This window comes from Pseudomonas sp. SB113, from assembly GCF_040754745.1.
Lineage (GTDB): Bacteria > Pseudomonadota > Gammaproteobacteria > Pseudomonadales > Pseudomonadaceae > Aquipseudomonas > Aquipseudomonas grimontii.
This window is the reverse complement of sequence record NZ_JBFMHW010000005.1, coordinates 247,160-266,118: the sequence shown is the minus strand read 5'-3', so window position 1 is coordinate 266,118 and position 18,959 is coordinate 247,160. Positions and strand designations below refer to the sequence as shown.

Annotated in this window: 11 protein-coding genes; 3 read left to right on the top strand and 8 right to left on the bottom strand. The window is 55.0% G+C overall.

From position 1 onward, the window contains the following. Nucleotides 1-63: 63 nt before the first annotated feature. The 6 genes from AB1462_RS09335 to AB1462_RS09310 all read right to left on the bottom strand — a co-directional run bounded on the left by AB1462_RS09335 (nucleotide 64) and on the right by AB1462_RS09310 (nucleotide 8,274). The gene (locus tag AB1462_RS09335; RefSeq protein WP_367246621.1) at nucleotides 64-528 is read right to left on the bottom strand and encodes a toxin-activating lysine-acyltransferase; all 465 of its coding nucleotides are present in this window, start codon (nucleotides 526-528) and stop codon (nucleotides 64-66) included. Continuing rightward, complete coding sequence (locus AB1462_RS09330; RefSeq protein WP_367246620.1) at nucleotides 521-2,248, bottom strand: hypothetical protein; 1,728 nt, start codon at nucleotides 2,246-2,248, stop codon at nucleotides 521-523. The genes AB1462_RS09335 and AB1462_RS09330 overlap by 8 nt, the downstream gene beginning before the upstream one ends. 11 nt (nucleotides 2,249-2,259) lie before the next feature. Further along, nucleotides 2,260-3,372 (bottom strand): SbmA/BacA-like family transporter, encoded by a 1,113-nt coding sequence (locus AB1462_RS09325; RefSeq protein WP_367246619.1) that lies wholly within the window; start codon nucleotides 3,370-3,372, stop codon nucleotides 2,260-2,262. Between the two features lie 63 nt (nucleotides 3,373-3,435). Further along, complete coding sequence (locus tag AB1462_RS09320) at nucleotides 3,436-4,731, bottom strand: TolC family protein (protein ID WP_367246640.1); 1,296 nt, start codon at nucleotides 4,729-4,731, stop codon at nucleotides 3,436-3,438. A gap of 122 nt (nucleotides 4,732-4,853) precedes the next feature. After that, nucleotides 4,854-7,007, bottom strand: coding sequence for a peptidase domain-containing ABC transporter (locus AB1462_RS09315; protein WP_367246618.1), 2,154 nt, complete (start codon nucleotides 7,005-7,007; stop codon nucleotides 4,854-4,856). 10 nt (nucleotides 7,008-7,017) lie between these two features. Beyond that, complete coding sequence (locus AB1462_RS09310; RefSeq protein ID WP_367246639.1) at nucleotides 7,018-8,274, bottom strand: HlyD family secretion protein; 1,257 nt, start codon at nucleotides 8,272-8,274, stop codon at nucleotides 7,018-7,020. Nucleotides 8,275-8,536: 262 nt separating this feature from the next. On the opposite strand from AB1462_RS09310, the gene AB1462_RS09305 reads away from it, so the two are divergent. The 3 genes from AB1462_RS09305 to AB1462_RS09295 all read left to right on the top strand — a co-directional run bounded on the left by AB1462_RS09305 (nucleotide 8,537) and on the right by AB1462_RS09295 (nucleotide 10,781). Then, entirely contained in the window at nucleotides 8,537-8,731 is a 195-nt protein-coding gene (locus AB1462_RS09305; RefSeq protein WP_367246617.1) for a response regulator transcription factor, read from the top strand. 352 nt (nucleotides 8,732-9,083) lie between these two features. Then, nucleotides 9,084-9,446, top strand: a complete 363-nt coding sequence (locus AB1462_RS09300; RefSeq protein WP_367246616.1) for a hypothetical protein — start codon at nucleotides 9,084-9,086, stop codon at nucleotides 9,444-9,446. A gap of 132 nt (nucleotides 9,447-9,578) precedes the next feature. Beyond that, nucleotides 9,579-10,781: a Fic family protein gene (locus AB1462_RS09295; protein ID WP_367246615.1), complete on the top strand. Its 1,203-nt coding sequence runs from the start codon at nucleotides 9,579-9,581 to the stop codon at nucleotides 10,779-10,781. Between the two features lie 22 nt (nucleotides 10,782-10,803). Here the strand turns inward: AB1462_RS09295 and pbpC are convergent, their stop codons facing one another. Then, on the bottom strand, nucleotides 10,804-13,101 hold the full coding sequence (gene pbpC / locus AB1462_RS09290; protein WP_367246614.1) for a penicillin-binding protein 1C: 2,298 nt from the start codon (nucleotides 13,099-13,101) through the stop codon (nucleotides 10,804-10,806). Then, nucleotides 13,082-18,886 (bottom strand): alpha-2-macroglobulin, encoded by a 5,805-nt coding sequence (locus tag AB1462_RS09285; RefSeq protein WP_367246613.1) that lies wholly within the window; start codon nucleotides 18,884-18,886, stop codon nucleotides 13,082-13,084. The genes pbpC and AB1462_RS09285 overlap by 20 nt, the downstream gene beginning before the upstream one ends. Nucleotides 18,887-18,959: the final 73 nt, after the last annotated feature.

The following is an 18,959-nucleotide window of genomic DNA, read 5'->3' as shown; positions in this document are numbered from 1 at the left end:
GTTTCATTAGATGACCACATACTCATCCACAGAGAGTCGAAATGAGCCAATGACATATCTAGATCATATTGAACATCTAACGACTTTCCGAACAGAGTAATCTGAGTTTCTACGTACCCAGGAAATTCTAGTGGTGTCATGTTCTCTAAAATATTGTTTGAGCGCGTCTAACGCGTATGCTGCACCTCTGAACGGAAAGCAGCAATCTATAATCCAGGTTGCCGCCCCCTCATCCCATTCAGACTCATGCAAAAGGAAATTAGTATCGTTGAGTAAGCGCTGCTCGCTGTCAGGAGCTAGATTTGCCCACGTTATATAACCAACGGGATCGCCACAACCATCATAAAAGAATAATATTTGTTTGTGGTTAATTGCGGGCAGGAGCCATGCCCTAATATCTATTAGCCTAAGTGAAAAATAAAGCTGACACTCCATTGCTATTGAACATGCAGTTCCTATCATGCCAGCTCTTTTTAGGAAGCTATCATTTCGACAATGAGTAATAAAGTTGAGCTTTTTGTTACTCATGGAAAACTCCAATAATTTTTTGATAAAAACAGCACACGGTTTCTACACCTAAAATTTTATCTCTCACTTCAGAGAACTTGCCTGAGATATTTACATTGCGTTTTTTGTCTTCAGCCATAAACAGGCCAGTTAATGCATCAAACTGTATGACGGTCGACTCATCATCCCAAACATGCTGGATAAATCCTTCATTATATTCAAAGGCCAGAGTAGTAGCGAGATTTGATCTTTTAAATAATAGGTCATAGCTTGCTTTATCCTCCTCCCACCCTCGATTCTTTCGAATAACATCAGTGATCTCATCATATAGATCAACTAGTACTGAATTGCATCTGTTTAGTCTAGTTAAATTTATTGCAATGCAAGTAGCGATATTTTTACGACTGACGCCTATAGCGCTCGCCTCTGAAACGACCAAGTCGAAGAAATTTCCATAGCTCGTGATCATCTGACTTAAGAGGGTGTCATCGCCAGAGAACCACGACAAATCTATAACTTCGTTATCATTCTTTCCTTTGAAAAGTTGCAAATATAGTCGAGAGATCCAGTGCTCGTACCCTATCCAGGAACCAGCGCTAACGGGAGTGATTATATATTTATCTTTAGTTAAAATTTTCTTTAATTTTTCTGAAAAGTCCAAGAAAAAAGCGTTGTCGGAAAAGTGCCTTACCATGAACAAAGGAAACCCAGCCTGTACCGCATTACATTCGGATGAGTTTTTTTCAAACTCAATATTGAATGCGTGAAGAGATTTTTCAAATATCTCCCTAGAGGCCTCTAGCGAGATAACGCCGTACTTGTTTAAATAAAAGCACATATCGTTTATGCTATTGATTGCAGGTGCATATTCCGCTTTAAACTTATCGATGTTGAATCCATTCCACCATAGTCGCTCTGAAAATACTGCTGAGCCTGCCAAGTCCATCCAGGCGCCATCAGTTGTTATATTCGAAGCGCTGACATTTGCATGGTAAATTCGTTTAGATCTAGCCGCAGAAAATTGCTTAGCATAACGAGTTGCTAATTCAACCATACCCAAGCTTAAAGATTCGGGTAGTGCATTTGCATCTTGATTAGTACTATTTTGTGGAAGAAACGAAACGAGTCTTTGTATTGCTAAAGCCACACGCTTGGCATCTTCACTTAAAGCGCCATGTTTTTTTTCTTTAAAATATAATGCTCTTATAAAGTGGGCTGGTCGCACAGCGGGTAGCCTAATTAAAAGAGCTCGTGCATGATGCGTATTTGATTCCTCAAATTCGACATCCAAATCTATAATCGCAACTGTTCTTACCGCACCATACGGTAGTGCACGCTGAACAACCTCCGCCCAAATTGACTCATGGATAGCAATACTTAGAGATAGGAATCCATTTGCATGAGTATATCCCTGGGGATTTGGGGGTCTAACGCTGACTAGCTTATTGGCACCTATCCCTTTTAGTTGAAAAGAACCGTCAAAACCACATCGAGCGCCGCCTCCATTGGTTAAGATTCCATCCCCGCCATAGCGTTCAGCAAAGAATTTTTTTTTATCATAGGGACGTTTCGCACAAATTTCTTGATATACGATAGTATAGCTGTATCTGGATAGTAACTCTGCCTCCCCCAAGCCTCTATCGAGAAGTGAATTACAATATACAATTTTTCCTTTGTTAGCCTTTGCTGTTTCAAATGGTACGAAGACTTCTGGTAAATCATTCAGTGTTAGTTGTGCCACGCCCGACTCCCTCATTTTGAGAAATCACTGAGTATTTTATATATGCCTATCTCGTCAGAATACTGTGACAGCGCACTATCAAATGATATCAATCGGTCAGCTGTTGCTTTCCATTCAGCGATATTATGATACGCGTTAATAAACCAACTCAAATTTTCGCACAAATTCCCAAATGCTGAGTTTATCTGCATGACTTCACCAAACATAATGGAACCAGAAAAAAATCGCGGAACTGCCAACAAGCTGCTAAGCATCAAGGAAAATTGGCCATAACTTTCCGTAAACAGTGATAGCCGCATCTTTACGCGAATAGTTCGTCGCATATTGGCGAGGCTTAACTCAAGCTTATCGCCGATATGGCTCCTGTCACAACTTCGCGTAATTTTAGAAGGTCCCAACTTTTTTTGATCGCGAAATTTTACCAGTGAATACCTGAGGTCAGCCTCTGACTTTTGCTGGTTATTATTCAATGATACAAGCTTAAATCCGATTTTTTGACTAATATACATACCCAGAAACGTATATAAAATCGCGCTCCAAAACATATAAGCGGGAACTGTTATCCCCCACAACGATGCATTGCCTGAGATAGCGATCAGGACCACACTGAACGAGACCACACTCGCTAATGTATAAATGAGCCCGCAGGCCAAATAAAGCGTAGAAAAAGTAAATTTATTGATATCTTCAGCGATGCGTTGATCAGGATTGTCGACGCGACGTCCGACTTGTTCAGGCCGAGGGGATCGAATTATCCAAACTGAAAGATAATGTTCAGTTAACCATCGGCGCCACTTTAGCGCTAAAATATCCACTAAATAGGTAGTGAGCACCGAACGCCCTACGGAAAAACATACAATTCCAAAGAATATGAATGCGAGCGTATAAAACTTATGCGCATTGAGCTCTTGAATGGAATTGTAAAAGTGCTTGTACCACTCGTTAAGCGCTAATGCAGTTACTACCCCAAGAAGAGAGAGCATCACCAGCGCAATCAGTGCGCACCATGCAAAACTCTTCTCGCTCGACTTCCAATATAATGAAATCAATAAATATGTATTATGCGCAAAGCTATTTTCGTTAAACTTTTCCGTGCCTGTACGCGCTTCGTCGACATCCATCATGGCTTCTCGGTTTGTTTTAAACATATATTTTAAGTTTACGGGCCGACTATCAAACATGATTGCCTATAAGGCCCAGAACCCTAAGCGGCCCAAACTTACCGCTAATTTTAAACGCGCCATTTGCCAGCTATTTAGTGCATTGATGTGTTGCTGCTCTGCAGTAGCGTACGCGTTCAATGCGTTAAGTAATTCAATCATGCTGCCAACACCGGATCGGTAACGGCCTTGCACCACGTCCAGAGCCTGGTTGGATTGATCAACCCACTCAGCCGTTCTTTCCAGTGACCGAGTTTCAGTTATTAATGCTTGATAATTACCCCACAAGTCTATTGAGATACGCTGCTCAACATCTGTAACCTCGGCTTCCCGCGCTTCAAGTTGCGCCTGAGCGCCTCGAACCTGATACGTGCGTTCGAATCCTTCAAACAACGGAATATTCAACTGCAGCCCGATACTGTTCTCACGTGCCCGGCTATCGCCATTGAACGCCATTGATTGGTTCAGCTGCATATCTGAGGCGCTGGCGATAAATGACAGCGTAGGGCGGCCTTCTGCCTTACTCTCTTCGATTGCAGCTTTCGCTGCATCCAGCCTAGCCTTGGCTGCGACGAGTGAGGGGTGATCCTGTTTGGCTTGCTCAAGCAACTCATCAATGCTTGTGACAAACCTAGTATCGGGACGCCGAGTCAAGCTTCCTACTAACTCCAACGGTGTTTGCGGCGCCAGCCCCATCCGCAGGGCAATAAGGCCCTTTGCATTGACTAAGGTCCCATTGCTGCGGACTTCATTGAGCGCTGCTTGCGAATACGCCGCTTGAGCTTGAAGGCGGTCCGACAGCGCGGCTGCGCCAGCGTCATATTTGGCACTGGCAGCCTTGAGATTTTCGGCCGCCAACACTGCCACTTGAGCGGCGGCAACCTGACTGTTTTGTGCGGCCAGTGTGTCGTAGTACAGCTGTGCGGCCAGTAGAAAGGTTTGCTGTAGTTGCTCATCTTGATTAGCGTTTGTCGCAATCAACAACTGGCGAGCATTGCTCAACGCTGCGTCGCGCCGTCCAAAATCAAACAACACCCAGCTCAACGCCAATCGATGATCGACTTGGCTTTTATGACCGTGGCTGGAGTATTCCTCTCGCTGATCATAATTCGTATCATTGCGCCCCGTGTTGATACCCGAACTGGCATTGAGTTTCGGAAGGTACGCCGACTGTCGTAATCCGACATTAGCTGCCAAGGCCTTGGCATTTGCCCAGTTCAAGCGTGCTTGAGGATCGTGACAGAGCACCCGCTCTATCATGTCCTCAAGCGTTAAGCGCGCGGATATCGGGCTGGCCTTACATGCGCCGGGAACGCTGTCGATATGTTGGGTTGCTGTGCTCGAGGCCAAGCGTTCGGTCGCGAAGATATCCAGACCTGCTGCCAGCGCGCACTGAGGATGAGCACAAAGACAAGCGATTAGCGTTGCGACGCACGCGGCCCTCGTCACGAACTGACCGTGCCAATGCCATAAATGCATGGAGCCTGAGCAAACGGAGCCGGCACAATCCTCCCATGCTCCAGCATCACCACACGATCTGCTGACGCAATTGTCTCAGCACGATGAGCGATGATAATCCGGGTCACATCAAGTGCTCGTACCGACTCATTGACCTGTTGCTCGCAGGCCATATCCAGATGACTGGTAGCTTCGTCCAGAATCAGTATGTCGGGTTTTTTGTAAAGCGCCCTAGCTAACAGCACTCGCTGTTTCTGGCCACCCGACAACACCGTCCCCATATCACCCACCAGCGTGTTGTAACCCATCGGCATAGCCAGAATGTCGGTATGAATGGAGGCCATGCGTGCGCACTCCATCGCCCAATTCAAGTCAGGGTTTGATTCAAAAAATACGATGTTGTCTGACAGTGAACCGGCGAACAGGCAGTCATCCTGCAAGACTGTCCCGATCTTGCTGCGGTACGTCTCGGCCCCCAGTTGCTGTAGATCACTTCCGGCCATGTAGATCCGGCCTTCAGTGGGTTGAGTTATACCCAAAAGCAAACTGACAAGGGTGCTCTTACCACTGCCAGAGACGCCCGTGATAGCAACCGACTCACCTTGCGCGATATAAAGATCGAGTCCATCAAGCACAAACGGTTCTTGATCTGAATATCGATACTTCACGCCCTTGAGCTCAATGTCCATCGAGCATGAAGGCCAAGCCGTGCCCGTTGGTGTGCCACGGCTATCTTCCGGTGGGTGCATAACAATGTCAGCTAGTCGCTCACCTTGAAGGCGTAACATGTATAGCTCAAACAAATGATCAATTAGGTTTGCAACACGACTTACAAACTGACCTTTGTACGCCATAAACGCAATTAAAACGCCGATAGTAAACTGGTTATTCATTACCATCGATGCACCCAGCCAGATGGCAAGTAGGTTTTCCAACCCGAATATCAAACCGTTCAGTTGCGTATAGAGCAGCTGCAACTTCTGTGTTCTCAAACCAGCGTTGATCTGTTCTACCAACAAGCCAAGCCAGGCAAGCCGCCGTTCATTCTGGCGTTGGAATAGCTTGATTGGCCGCATGCCGCGAACAGTTTCCAGGAAGTGACTTTCCTGCCGCGCGGCATGAACAATCTGTTCTTCACTGGCCCGACGTAAGGGGTAGTACCACGCCCATCGAACCACCACGTAGAAGACCATCGCCGTCGCGGCAATAGCTGCCAGCAACGGGCTGTAGATAAACATGAGTATGAAGGTAGCGACGGTAGTCAAACCATCCAGGACAGCAGAAAAGAACGCGGCAGTCAGTGTCCCCTGTATCACGTCGACAGCACCGAATCGTGAGACAACATCCCCCAGATGTCGCTTTTCAAAATAGTGGACCGGTAGGCGTAGCAAATGACTAAAGACATTGGCTCGCCACTGCACGCTCAAGAGCGTGCTCATATGCATCATGACCCAGGCCCGTATTGCACTCACTACTTGCTGCATCAGCAACAGCAAACCAAAACCAATAATTAAGGTTGTCAGCAAGTCGCGATCTTGGGTGACCAGCACGTTGTCGAGCGTCCACTGCAGTAAAAATGGACTGACCAGCGAGAACACCTCCAGCGCCAGTGCCAAGATCAGCACCTGCCCAAGGGAGCGGTAGAGACCGCTCACTTTTCCCAACATACTCATCAATTTGACCTGAGGCTTGGGCTCCTGTTTTTCAAATTCGCCGCTCGGCCAGACCTCGAGTGCTACACCCGTAAAAGATTTACTGGCCTCGGTCATGCTCAGATGACGGATGCCACAAGCAGGGTCATGCACAACAAGACGATGGTTCTCTAAGGCCTTGAGGACAACAAAGTGGTTAAAGTTCCAATGCAAAACACAAGGCAACTTGAGCTTGCTCAGATCCTCAAGTTCCAACCTGACAGCCCTAGTACCGAGATTCAGTTGATCGGCGGTCTGGATCAGTTGCTTGAGCGTGCTTCCTTTGAGCGAGACATTGAATTGACGGCGCAGGTCCATCAGCGATGCATGACGGCCATGGAACCCCGTTATCATCGCCAGGCAGGCCAGGCCACACTCCGTCGCTTCGGTTTGCAGGATTAGGGGTAGACGTCGGCCCACTCGTAGGGAGATTGCATCGAGATAGTTCATGCAGTCTCTCCTAAAATTTGCCGGTCAGGCTGTAAAGCGGTTCAAGCACCCACTCATAGAGATGGCGGGTTTCCTGCAGAATGTCTGCCTCAACCAACATGCCGGTTTGCAGCGGCCGCGCTTTGCCGTAAGCCATGACGGATTGCGATTCGACATCAACGCGAATGCGGTAGATCTGCTCACCCTCCAATCCCAGCCCTGGCACACTGCCCGTCATCGTTGCCAGCTCATTAGCCGACAATGTTGCCTTGGAGATAGAGATAACACTGCCACCGTGTTGGCCGAACTTTTGGTACGGATACGCCTGGTAACGCACTTTTACCGGGTCGCCGGCATGAATGAAGCCGATGGATTTACTCGGCGCATACAACTCGGCTTGCAGGTGAGAGTTTGCGGGTACGATACTCATCAAGACGCGCGAGCTATCAACCGTCTGGCCCGGCTCAACGAGAATCGCAGTGGCCACGCCGTCCTGGGGAGCCGTTATGACCAAAGCACGCTTGGCTTCGCTTTCAATCAATTCCTGCTGTATGCCAGACAGTGAGCGCTCAATGCTGGCGAGCTGGTTTTGATGCAGTGCCGAAAGCCCTGCAAACTCATGTTGAGTTTCCACCAACTGCTGGTTAAGCGCTGTAGTTTCGCGAACCAGCCCCTGAAGGGTCTGATGCTGGCCTAACAATTCGGACTGTCGCTGTTGAAGCTGATCCATTGAGATGTAGCCCTTATCCATCAATCCTTGATAACGATCAGCAGCATTGGTCGCCAGCTTTACAAGCTTCTCCTGACTCTCCGTCTGCTGTGCCAGGGTCCGCAACTGCCGTCTTAAGCTTTCCAGCTTGCTTTGTAAGCTTTGCCGCTCTTCAGTTTGAAGTTGCCGTGTCTTCGCCAACTCGTCGCCTAAGGAGCGTTGCCGTATGGTCAGTTGATCGTTTACGTCTGCTTGAACGGGTTGCGAATCTCCTGCGTAGCGCTCGCTGGAAATTCGGAACAATGGCGCTCCCAGCTTGACCGGCTGGCCTTCATCGACAAATCTTTCGAGTACTAAGCCGTACTGAGGTGCGTGTATTTTCAGTTGCCCTGAGAAGGGCACCAATTGACCTGGGACGGTAATCCGCTTTGTGTAACTTCCCCAGAGAAAAAAAGTCACTACCATGGCCGCGAACCCCCCGGCAATTAGCGTCAGCACCGCGAATGAAAACGGCCTGACGAGCACGACTTCCCCCAGCCAGTTACTTTGCCTAGAAGTCAAAGCTTCAAGCCGGAACAACGGAGTTTCTGGTGCCACAACTCATCCTTGGTAGTTTTTTCAGGTTCAACCCGGAGAAATACACTTCCTCTCAGACGGCCGTAGGCCCGACTGAACAGTGATTGGCGTCACGCCGAAAAAATTAGTTACCGGGGTAAATTTCCTGCCGCCTCATTCGTAAGCTATCCGTAGACGCATAGCGCCTAGACAGCTATCGAAGATTGCTTTCTGCGCTGTGCAAATAATTTAGTATCATCGATGACTTAGCGCAGGGAGAAGCGTATTGAAAATTACCAATCGAGAGTCCGCGGTATTGGATTTTCTAGTTCAGGGGTTATCGAACAAGGAAATTGGTCGAGAATTAAGCATCAGCGATCACACTGTAAGGGACCACATATCATCAATCATGAGAAAGACCAATACCACCAATCGTGTGGAGTTAGCGATTTTAACCAGTACAATGAATAAAGCCAGATAGCACTAGCCTCAAAACTATTTGGCCTTCTACTATCTCAATCTTAAAAGATTTAGTCACCCCCTACAGCCGTAGGGTGCGCACAGATTTAGACATCGCACTGAGCTTGTGCTGAAGACAGCAGCTTATGGGCTCTCCCTTCATGACTGCTTACTTCTAGCTCTTCGTGTCAAACTATGTTGTGAGCAATCGGTCCCTGTATTTCAAGCGCAGCCCATCTGGGTCAATCTATGTTGCTGTTGTCTTTAGCCCGAATCATCCTACAGACCCCGATTTATGCGAGGGGGTGTGTCAAACTATGTTGTTGGTACCCACCGCCCGGGTCTCCAGGTACCCGCGAAAGGACGCGCCTTCGATGAACACCCCCTCGCAAATCCACGAGCGTTTGCACAACCGCCGATTCACCGTCGCCACCAACACCCACGGGCTCTCCGGCGCGGGCACTGTGTTTCATTACCTTGTTGAGGGAGATGCCATTTCCAGTACCTACCAAGGCGGTCGCATCCGCCTGGGTACGCAAGTCGGCCGCGTCACAGGCCCAGACTCTATCGAGCTGCTGTATCAGTGCCTGACACTGGAAGGTGAGCTGCTGGCCGGCTGGTCGCGGGGCATCATCGGTGTCGATGCTGCCGGGCGTACCACGCTGAGTTTCGTGTGGGGTTGGTTGTCGGGGGCGACGGAAGGCGGGGAGTCGAACTACGTGGAGCTGGTTGTATAGGTCAAAAAGAATCAGAAAAAAAATCAGAAAAATGTTCAGCAGATAGTTGTATAAAATCTTGGATTTATCCCGTTACTATTGGACCTTAAAGGAAAACAGATTCGAAAAAAAATCGGAAAAATGGTGAGGAAAATGACGCAGAAGTTCATGTCCGGGAATCACTGGTTGGAACCTGTCTGGCCATCGCCAGGTTTTCCTGCGTCGATTTTACGTACGGCAGAGACGCTATCGTTTCGTGCCGGAAAACTCACGGGTTTGCTCCCCGAAAACACCGCTATTCGCATCGGCGGCCTGATGCGGATCACCAATAGTTACTACAGCAACCTGATTGAAGGCCAATTCACCGAGCCTGCTACGTTATCTACACGAGTACCCAGGCGTGACTCCAAAGAACTGCGTGAGCTGGCCGAAAGTCACATCGGCGTTCAGACGTTACTGGAGCGAACAGTACGTCGGCCGAAATCATTTGACGCGCCTTGGAGCGTGTTCTTTGCCCCTGAATTCATTTCTGTCATTCATCGCCGCCTTTTTACAGGTGCCAGCGACGACGACTTGCGACTGAGTGATGGGCGCTTAATGGTGCCGGGTCAATTGCGTGATAGTGCACAACGCAATGTCTTGGTGGGTGATCATGCAGCGCCTGCCTGGGAATCCGTCGCCCCCATGCTCACCCGCCTTCAACAGGTATATGGGGGGCAACCTGATCTGACGTCGCGAATTCTCAGCGCTCTTGCTTATCACCATCGTCTTGCGTTTATTCACCCATTTGAAGATGGCAATGGCCGAGTCGTGCGCATGATTACGCACTTGCAGTTGATGCGCCTTGGGCTAGCGTCCCCACTGTGGTCACTTTCTCGGGGGCTGGCACGAAAACAGGATGAGTACTATGGACGCTTGCGTGCAGCGGATCAGCCGCGTCGCGGGGATCTGGACGGTCGTGGTCAGCTGACTCAAGGTGGGTTGTTCGAATTTGTAGAGTTCATGCTGCAAGTCTGCATTGATCAGATGGAGTATGTAGAACAAGCGATGGGCCTGGTAAGTCTGCGTCAGCGGCTTGAGAGAGTGATTGGGCTTGAGGAGCGATTCATTGGGGCTGGAGTGAAGCCGGAAATGGCCAAGGCCATCCATATCCTGCTAACTCAAGGTGAGATTGCCCGAGCGGACTTCAAAATCTTTTCTGGGCTGCATGATCGCGTAGCAAGTGATCAGCTTAAAAAGTTAATTGATTTGGGCGTGGTTGAAGTGCCATCTGCCAAGTCACGCTCGATTTTTCCCGGCCTACCCGTATGGTTCGCGCAGATGATATTCCCTGATCTTCATCGGCGCTTTTACTGAGCCAGGGGTCAGAGGCGGCTTATCACGGTAAAAACTCCACCCTCAACCCCCGGCTCGCACTACGCCCCTGATCATCGCTGACCCGCAACCGATACTCCCCCGACTTGCCCGGCCGCCAGTTCAATGTGGCTTGCGGCGGGCCCTGGCCGATCAAGGTTTGATCAGAAAACCAGTACAGCGTCGCCGCATCGCTGGCCGCATTCGCGTTCAGCGGGATGCTTTCCTGGGGTTGGGACAGGCGCAACTGATAACTCACTTGAGTCAGCGGCGAGCGGATCTGCGGGGCTTCGCTCTGGTCGCTGATGCGGTTGGGCTGGCAGTTTTTCATCACGTTGGGGGGCGTGCGGCGGGGCAGGCCGGCGGCGCGGTACAGGCGTTGTATGTCGCTGGGCCAGAATTCGAAGACTTCCTCGCGGGTGTATTGCGCCTCGAACGGCGGGCACGCGGCCTTGCCGGTGCGGGTGTCGATCAGTACCGGACGGTGCAGGTTGGACACGCGAATCGGTGAGACACCGGGGATGTACCAGGTCTTGCGGGTTTGTGGGCACCAGCGGTTGGGCAATTCGCCCGAGGCGGCGCAGACGTCGATGCGCACCAGGCCGGCGGGTGGTTTGTCGGCCTTGATCACGACGTTGGGCAAGGCCAGGGGCAGGGCGTCGGCGATGCGGAAGAACAGCGGTGCAGCGGTCTTGGCCCCGATAAACGCCGGGTTGGGGCGACCATCGAAGTTGCCCACCCACACCACTAGCACGTAGGGGCCGACCAGGCCCGCGCTCCACGCATCATGGAAACCCCAGGACGTGCCGGTTTTCCAGGCGGTGCGCCAGTGCCGCGCGGGCAGGCCATCCGGGCGCGGATTGCGGCGCAGCATATCGCGCACCATGAAGGCGGCCTGCGGAGTGAGGAGCTGCGGGCCGGTGGCCTGGGGCTGCTCCTGTAAATAGCGCAACGGCCGCAGATGGCCGTCGCCCGCCAGCATCACATACAGTCGCGCCAGCTCCTCGGGTGTCATCTCGCCGCCACCGAGGGCCAGGGCCAGGCCGTAATGGCTTTCACCGCGCAGGCCCTTGACCCCCGCGCGTTGCAACAACCCATACAACGACGGCGACTTCACCTGGCTGGCCAGCCACACCGCCGGGATATTCCGGCTACGGATCAACGCATCCCGTGCGGTCAGAGGCCCGACAAAACTGCCGTCGAAATTTTCCGGCTGGAAGTAGCCGAAGTTACTGGGCAAGTCCTTGAGGATGCTCATGGGGTGGATCACCCCTTGATCCAGTGCCAGCCCGTAGAGAAACGGCTTGAGGGTCGACCCCGGCGAACGGCGTGACAATACGCCGTTGACCTGGCCGTGGATGCCTGTGGATAAGTAGTCCGCCGAGCCCACCAGCGCCTTGACGCTTTGGTCGCGGCTGTCGATCAGGATGGCCGTGGCATTTTCCACCCCGGTGCTGCGCCGCTCGGCGATAAAGCCGCTGATCAGGCGTTCGAGCAGTTGCTGCAAGGGCAGGTTGAGGGTGCTGTTGAGTTCGTTGCCTGGCTGGGATGCCAATAGCTGCTCGCTCAGATGCGGCGCCAGAAACGGGATCTGCTGGCGGTTGCGGGCTTCCAGGGGCAGGTCGAGCAAACTGTCGTTACGCGGGTCTTGTGGATAAGTTTCACGCCAGTCATTCATCAAGCGCAGCCGCGCGTTTTGCAGTGACGGTCCGAAGCGTGCACGCCGCCCCGGCTGCTGGGGGATCACCGCCAGCGCCAAGGCTTCGGACAACGACAACTGCGCCGCCGCCTTGCCAAAGTAGATGCGACTGGCCGCTTCGGCGCCTTCGATATTGCCGCCCATGGGCGCCAGGTTCAGGTACGCCTCAAGGATCTCGTGCTTGCTGTAGCGCGTCTCCAGCCACAGCGCCAACGCCATCTGTTGCAACTTGCCGGGCACCTGGCGGGTGTTGAGATCCCACAGGCGCCGCGCCAATTGCATGCTCAAGGTCGAGCCGCCCTGACGCTGGCCGCCGCTGTAGGTGGCCAGGGCCGCGCGCAGCAACGCCGGGGGATTGATCCCCGGGTGCCAGTAGAAATTGCGGTCTTCCTTGAGCAGCAAGGCCTCGACCAGTGACGGCGAGATGCGCTCCAGCGGCAGCCATAAACGGTATTGGCCGTCATCCGCCAGGGTCATGCGCAGCAGCGAACCGTCATCGGCCAACACCACCCGTGACGATGTCACAGCCTGTTCCAGCGGGGCATGGGGCCACAGCCGCAACCCCGCCAGCAATAGCGCCGCTGCCAGCAGCGGCGCCAGGCGTTTAAGGCTTGGTAATTTCAAGCTGGCCTACTTTGCCGCGCCCTTGCAGGGTGGTTTCGTACATGCCTTCGGCGTAGGCCGGTGGCGTGTTGAACGTGCCGGCGTTGGTGGCGCGCACACGATAGACGAAGGTGCCTACGTCGCGCAGTGCCGTGCCGTACAACACCACCCGATCATCACGCACATCCACGTAGTCCGGCTGCCAGTTGCTCAGCTCGGTTTCGCCGATCGGCGCTTGCCAGGCATCGGCTTCTTGTTCGCTTTCTTCTACGTAATCGGACGCTTCGCCTTCACTTTCCTCGGTGCTGGCGGTTTCCGGCTCCGGTGGCAAGTTATACACAGGCTCGACGCCACCGGGCAGCAGGTCGACCACGGCCACTTGCTGCACCTGGTCACGGTCGGTGGCACGCAGACGCAAGCGCACCAGGAACTCATCGCCCACCGCCACTGTGCTCACCGGCTCGCCTTTGAGGTCGAGGTATTCGTGGATGATCTCCAGCCCGTTGTTGATCGGCTTGAGCTTGGCACCCTTATCGAAACCGGCTTCGCTGAGCATGTAGAACGCCGCCGGGCCGTCGGATTTTTCCATCAGCAGTTTTTGCGTGGCGCCCGGTACCGCCGCACGCGGCGGCTGGCCGGCCATTTCCAGCAGTTGTTGCTGCTTGTCGCCCAGCCAGGCGGTGGCCTTGAGGGTCATATCGCTTTGCGCGCGCAGGCCGTAGTTGTCCAAGGCACGCAGCAACAGCGCCGCCGACAGTGAGTTGTAGCGCTGTTCGTTGAGGCGCTTGCCGAGTTTATCCAGCAGGGCGGTAGGCACATCGTCCAGCAACTCGGGGAAATGACGAGCGAGCAGATGCAGGTGCTCGGCATCGTGGACCAGCGGGTCGTAATACAGGCCATCGCTGTCCCACTTATCCACAAGCGAACGCCAAGGGATCTTGCGGAACAAGGCGTCGGCCTGGCGATCCTGTTTGAGCAGTTTGTAGCTGGCCGCCAGGTAGGCGGCGCCCAGGTCGTTCTGCCAGCTGTCCTTGAAGTAGCTTTCGTAGCGTTCGCGTATATCGCTCAAGGCGCCGCTCACCAGAATCCCCTGGCGACTCAACAGGTAACTGGCGTAGGCGCGGTTGCGCAATTCCGACAGGCCTTCGCTCGGGCCGTTGGCCAGGTCCGTCAGATAACTATTGGCGCGCACCAGCAGGTCTTCCGGCACCGGCAGCCCGAGTTCCTTGGCTTCGATCAGGAAATCGGTGGCATACAGGCTGGCGTAGGGCGCCACATCCGGATTGGCGGCCCACAAACCGAAACCACCGGCCTGGTTCTGGCGCTGACGCAGCATGCGTACCGCTGCGCTGAAGGCTTGTTCGGCTTCGGGTGCAGTGCCTCCCCAGATCAACGCCGGCATGGCCTTGGACACCAGTTGCTCGGTGCAGGCATAGCCGTAGTCATCCAGGTAATGCTTGAGGCCGTTGGCCCACACCAGCGGCGAGGCCGCCACACCCAGTTGCACGTCGCGCAGTTGGCTGAACAGTTCACGGGTGGGCTTGAGCTCTTTGCTGGCGCTGTCGAAACGACCCAGGCTCAGGACCACGCGATGCTCGCTCAGAGGGCGAATCGAAGTGGTTTCCGCCACCTGGATCCGCTTGCCATCTGGCAACACTGCGACAAAGCGCAAATCCGCCGAACCGAGGGTTTCGCCGACCTTGATCTTGAACTCGGCGGTGCCCTCCTTGCGCGGTTGCAGGGACAAGGTGCTGGCTTTGTTGCCCTGCACCACCAGGCCGTCGCTGGTCTGCACTTCAAACTTCACGTCCGCCGCAGCCTCGAGGTTGCTGAACACCCCGGCACTCACGTTGAACACATCACCTGGCGCCACAAAGGCCGGCACGTTCGGCGTGATGACGATCGGGCCACGGACCTCGGTGTTGGCCTCGCTGACGCCCACGCTGTCGGCGTCCACTGCCACCGCGAACAGGTGCAGCTTGCCGTTGAAGCTGTCCGGCACTTGGTAATGCAGCACGGTTTCACCGGCGGGCAAGTCCACCAGCCCGGACCACCAGGCCACTGGCGGCTGATGTTTACGCTTGAACGGGTTGAGGTGGTTGGCCAGGGCGCCTTCCGTATCGCCACCGGGCGCCGCCCCACTGAGCAGGCGGCTGAATTCCGGCAGGATCAGGTCCAGGATCTGACTGGTGCCGACTTCCAGCGCCCGCTTCTGGAAGAAGAAACCCAGCGGGTCGGGCGTCTGGTAGCGCGCTACCTGCAAGATGCCTTCGTCCACTGCATACACCACCGCGCGGCCTGGGCGGTCGGCGTTGACCTTGATGTCGAGGGTTTGCCCCGGCTCTATTTTCGCCGGGCCCTCGACCTTCAACGCCATGCGCCGTGCATCCAGGTTGATGCTGAACGGCACCACACCGTAGGACAGCGGGCTCATATAAACCTCGGACGAGCCGATGTCGCGCACAAACTGCACGTTGACGTAGGCATTGCCTTCAAGCCCCGCAGGCACGCGGATATGTTGCACGCTGTTGGTACTGTCGGCCTTGAACCACTGCTGGGTGTAGACCTTGTCCCGCTCAATGGTGATCAAACCCGCACCGGTGTAAGGCGCGCGGATGCTGATCGCGATCTCATCGCCGGTGGCGTAGCTGCGTTTATCCAGGCGCAGTTGCAGCTCGGCGTTGCGTTCCAGGGAGCGCGAGGTATTCCCGCGTCCGGCCACGCTGTAGTCGATCTGGTTGAGCAGGTTGCCGTTGGCGTCTTTCACTTGCAGGGTGAAATCGCCTGGGGTAGCGGTGTTCAGCGTCTGCCTGGCGCCGTCCTTGGTCATCACCAGCGGTGAGGCCGGCTGGCTGATGTTCTTGATGCGCGACTCGTACTTGTAGGTGCCGTTGGACTGTTTCACCAGTACCGACACGTAGCGGTGTTCGACCACTTCGCTGGTCAGGCCATCCACCGCCAGCGGAGTGAGGTCTGGCGCGACGGCCAGCCATTGCACCTGGCGTGGGGCGTCCTTGGCGACGTACGACAGCGAGTCCTGACTTTTCACACCCACAAGGTAGGGTGCGGACGACACCAGCAACGCGCTTTGCGCCGCCACGTTACGACCCCCTTCGGCCTCGAACACCTGAGTCATCACTTGCAAGCGATAGGTGCTGTTGGCGAAGCGTTGCAGGTTGAGGTCGAGTACAGCCTGGCCGTTGTCGTCGACGGTGGTTTCGGCCAGGTCTTCGGTGCTGGCCTCTTCCAGGGAGTCGTTGAGGCGGAAACGGTAGTCGGGGTAACGCTCGAATGCTGCGAGCGTCGGGCTCAGGGACATCTTCGCGGTGACGCGACGGCCGGCCGCCGGCGCGCCGAACAGGTGCATCGCGGTGACCTTGGCCACCACCTGCTCCGGTGGAATCCAGCCCTGCACCGGGGTGTCATGCAAGCTCAGGCTGACCTTCATGCGGTCCGGTTCGAAATCGCGGACCTTGAAGCTGACACTGCCCAGGTCGGTGCGGGTCTGTTTTTGGCCAATCAACTGCAAGGTCGCGGTGTAATCCCCGGCGGGGGCGACTTCGCTGCTGGGGAAATCAAAGGTTTCAAAACCGCTGGCGGACAGCTTCAGCGGCTGGCGAATCACTTCAAGGCCGCGTGGATCGGTGATCTGCAACTCCACAGGCAGGCCTTGCAGGGCACCTTTCCAATTGCCGCTGCGCACGATCATGCCCAGGTGCGCGGTTTCGCCAGGGCGGTAAAGGCCACGGTCGGTGAACAGGTAGGCACTGAGGCGATCAATCGCGCCGTCTTCTTCCAAACCGCCTACGTCGAAGCGCGACAAATCCAGCTGCTGCGACTGACGGGCGATCGGCAGGAACGATTGGTCATTGCCGCGAGTGACCACATACATCAGCGGCGTTTTCTCACGGCGCAGTTCATCCAGCTTGGCGAAATGCACGTGGCCTTCGCCGTCGGTGTGGCCGCTGCTCACCGGCAGACCGTTGCGGCCAATGATGTCGACCTGGGCGTCGGACACCGGCGAACCGTTGCCGATGGACTGCACATACACGTCATGGCTGCCATCGCTGGAGCGCTTGGCGATGATGCCGAGGTCGGTGACCACGATAAAGCGCAGGTCAGAGGTGGTGCTGCGCGAATAGTCGAACGTGCGTTCGGCCGGCTCATCCTGAGGGCTGAGCTTGAGGACGAAAATGCCGCGACGGCCGCCGTTGGCGGTGAGGTAGTGGCTCAGGTCGACGTTGTCATAGACAGTTTTCGCCGGGTCCGAGGACGACAGCGCAATATCCAGGGACTGGCGTTCAACCATGCGGTCGAAGTACTCGTTGCCGAAATTGGGCCGGGCAAAGCTGCCGCTGCTCTGGTCCACCAGGTGCTGCAATTGGTTGGGCAGCAAGCGTGCGATTTCCACATGGGCACCAGGCACACCCCGGGCCATGAAGCCCAGGCGTTTTTCGCCATTGAGGCTGAGCAACGCGCCGTCGGACAGGAACTGCAGGGTGCGCGGATAAGCCGGCATGCTGATCAGCGAAGCCGTAGGGTTTTTCGCCAGGTAGCCGCCGATGGCTTCCAGGTTGGCGGGCACGCGCACATACAGCGCACGGCCGGCCGGGGCCTTGAATTTGAAAGCGTGCAGGGTGTTCAGCGGTTCGACGCTGGGCACGTGGGTCAGGTTGACCTTGGTGCTACGGGCCAGCAGCGCGTCGTCGATCTCGTTGCTGCTGTAAGGGCGGGTGTCGTCCTCGGCTTTTTCCGGCAGCAGCCAGGCCTGGACCTTACCGGCAATGGTGTCATCGGCCACGGCGCTGGAACTGCTGAACATCAGCACCGGCTCAGGCTCGCCGCGTGCGTTATCCACAAAGCTCACTTCGGCGCCGGTAAAGGTCAGGCGATAGCGACCGGGCACGGTGACTTCGGCCACCAGCGGCGCGGTGCTGGCGTTGCCGCCGTCGCGGGCCTTGATACCTTCATCCAACTTGGCGCTGACCGGCGTGCTTTCCAGCGGCGTGGCCAGGGCGGCGGAGCGTACGTAGACGTTGAGTTTTTTCTCGTCGAAGCTGATTTCCGGACGGTTGGGCATCTGCGCGTCGCGGTAGGCCAGGCCTTTGCCGAGGCTTACCGAGACGCGCTTGCGCAGGCTGTCTTCATCGACCGGGTGGGAAAAATGGAAGGTCGCCACCAGCTGTTTCAGCGTTGGGTTGGATGGGTCCTGATACAGCTCGTTTTGCGCCAGGGTGGCGCGGAACGGTTGGGTGGAAAATTGCGCGCTGTATTGGTCGAGCAATACGCCGTCGGCCAGCAGGTTTTTCTTTGCCAGGTCCAGGGTGTAATGGGCGTCGATGGGCCAGTCTTTTTCCGGCACGAACAACAGGCTACGGTCATCCGCCCAGCGCCAGGTGCCTGCAACCTCGGGCTTGAGGGTAATGCCTTCGGTCACCGGTTTGCCGATGGCCGCCAGTGGAGCCACGGATTCGCCGAAACGCACCTGCAAGTTATCCACAACCGGGGTTTGCTGGGTGTAGTCGGTCAGGTTGGGTTTGTGCAGCGAGTAGCTCGCGGTATGCGGCTGCGGCAGATTGGAATACCAGTGCCAGCCGTAGAAGCCAGCCGCCGCGAGCAATACGAGCCCGAGCACCCCGGCACCCGTCTGGCGCGGATAAGCGCGGGCTTTATCGCCCAGGTTCGCCAGGCCACGGCCAATAGCGCGCAGCCATAGCGGCGGATGCCATTGGCCGAAAACGGCCGCCACCACAGTCAGAAACACACCGACAACACGGCGGCTGATGGCTTTGAGCGAATCGAACATGGTGAGCATCCCTGGCTAAGTGCGGCGTATCTTACACGCGTCTTTGATACAAAAGATGACGCCGATACGCCGC

Bases quoted from the DNA above. Each gene is read 5' to 3' on its own strand.
- AB1462_RS09335 (WP_367246621.1), bottom strand. From the start codon at position 528: ATGAGTAACAAAAAGCTCAACTTTATTACTCATTGTCGAAATGATAGC.
- AB1462_RS09325 (WP_367246619.1), bottom strand. From the start codon at position 3,372: ATGATGGATGTCGACGAAGCGCGTACAGGCACGGAAAAGTTTAACGAA.
- AB1462_RS09315 (WP_367246618.1), bottom strand. From the start codon at position 7,007: ATGAACTATCTCGATGCAATCTCCCTACGAGTGGGCCGACGTCTACCC.
- AB1462_RS09300 (WP_367246616.1), top strand. From the start codon at position 9,084: ATGAACACCCCCTCGCAAATCCACGAGCGTTTGCACAACCGCCGATTC.
- AB1462_RS09295 (WP_367246615.1), top strand. From the start codon at position 9,579: ATGACGCAGAAGTTCATGTCCGGGAATCACTGGTTGGAACCTGTCTGG.
- AB1462_RS09285 (WP_367246613.1), bottom strand. From the start codon at position 18,886: ATGTTCGATTCGCTCAAAGCCATCAGCCGCCGTGTTGTCGGTGTGTTT.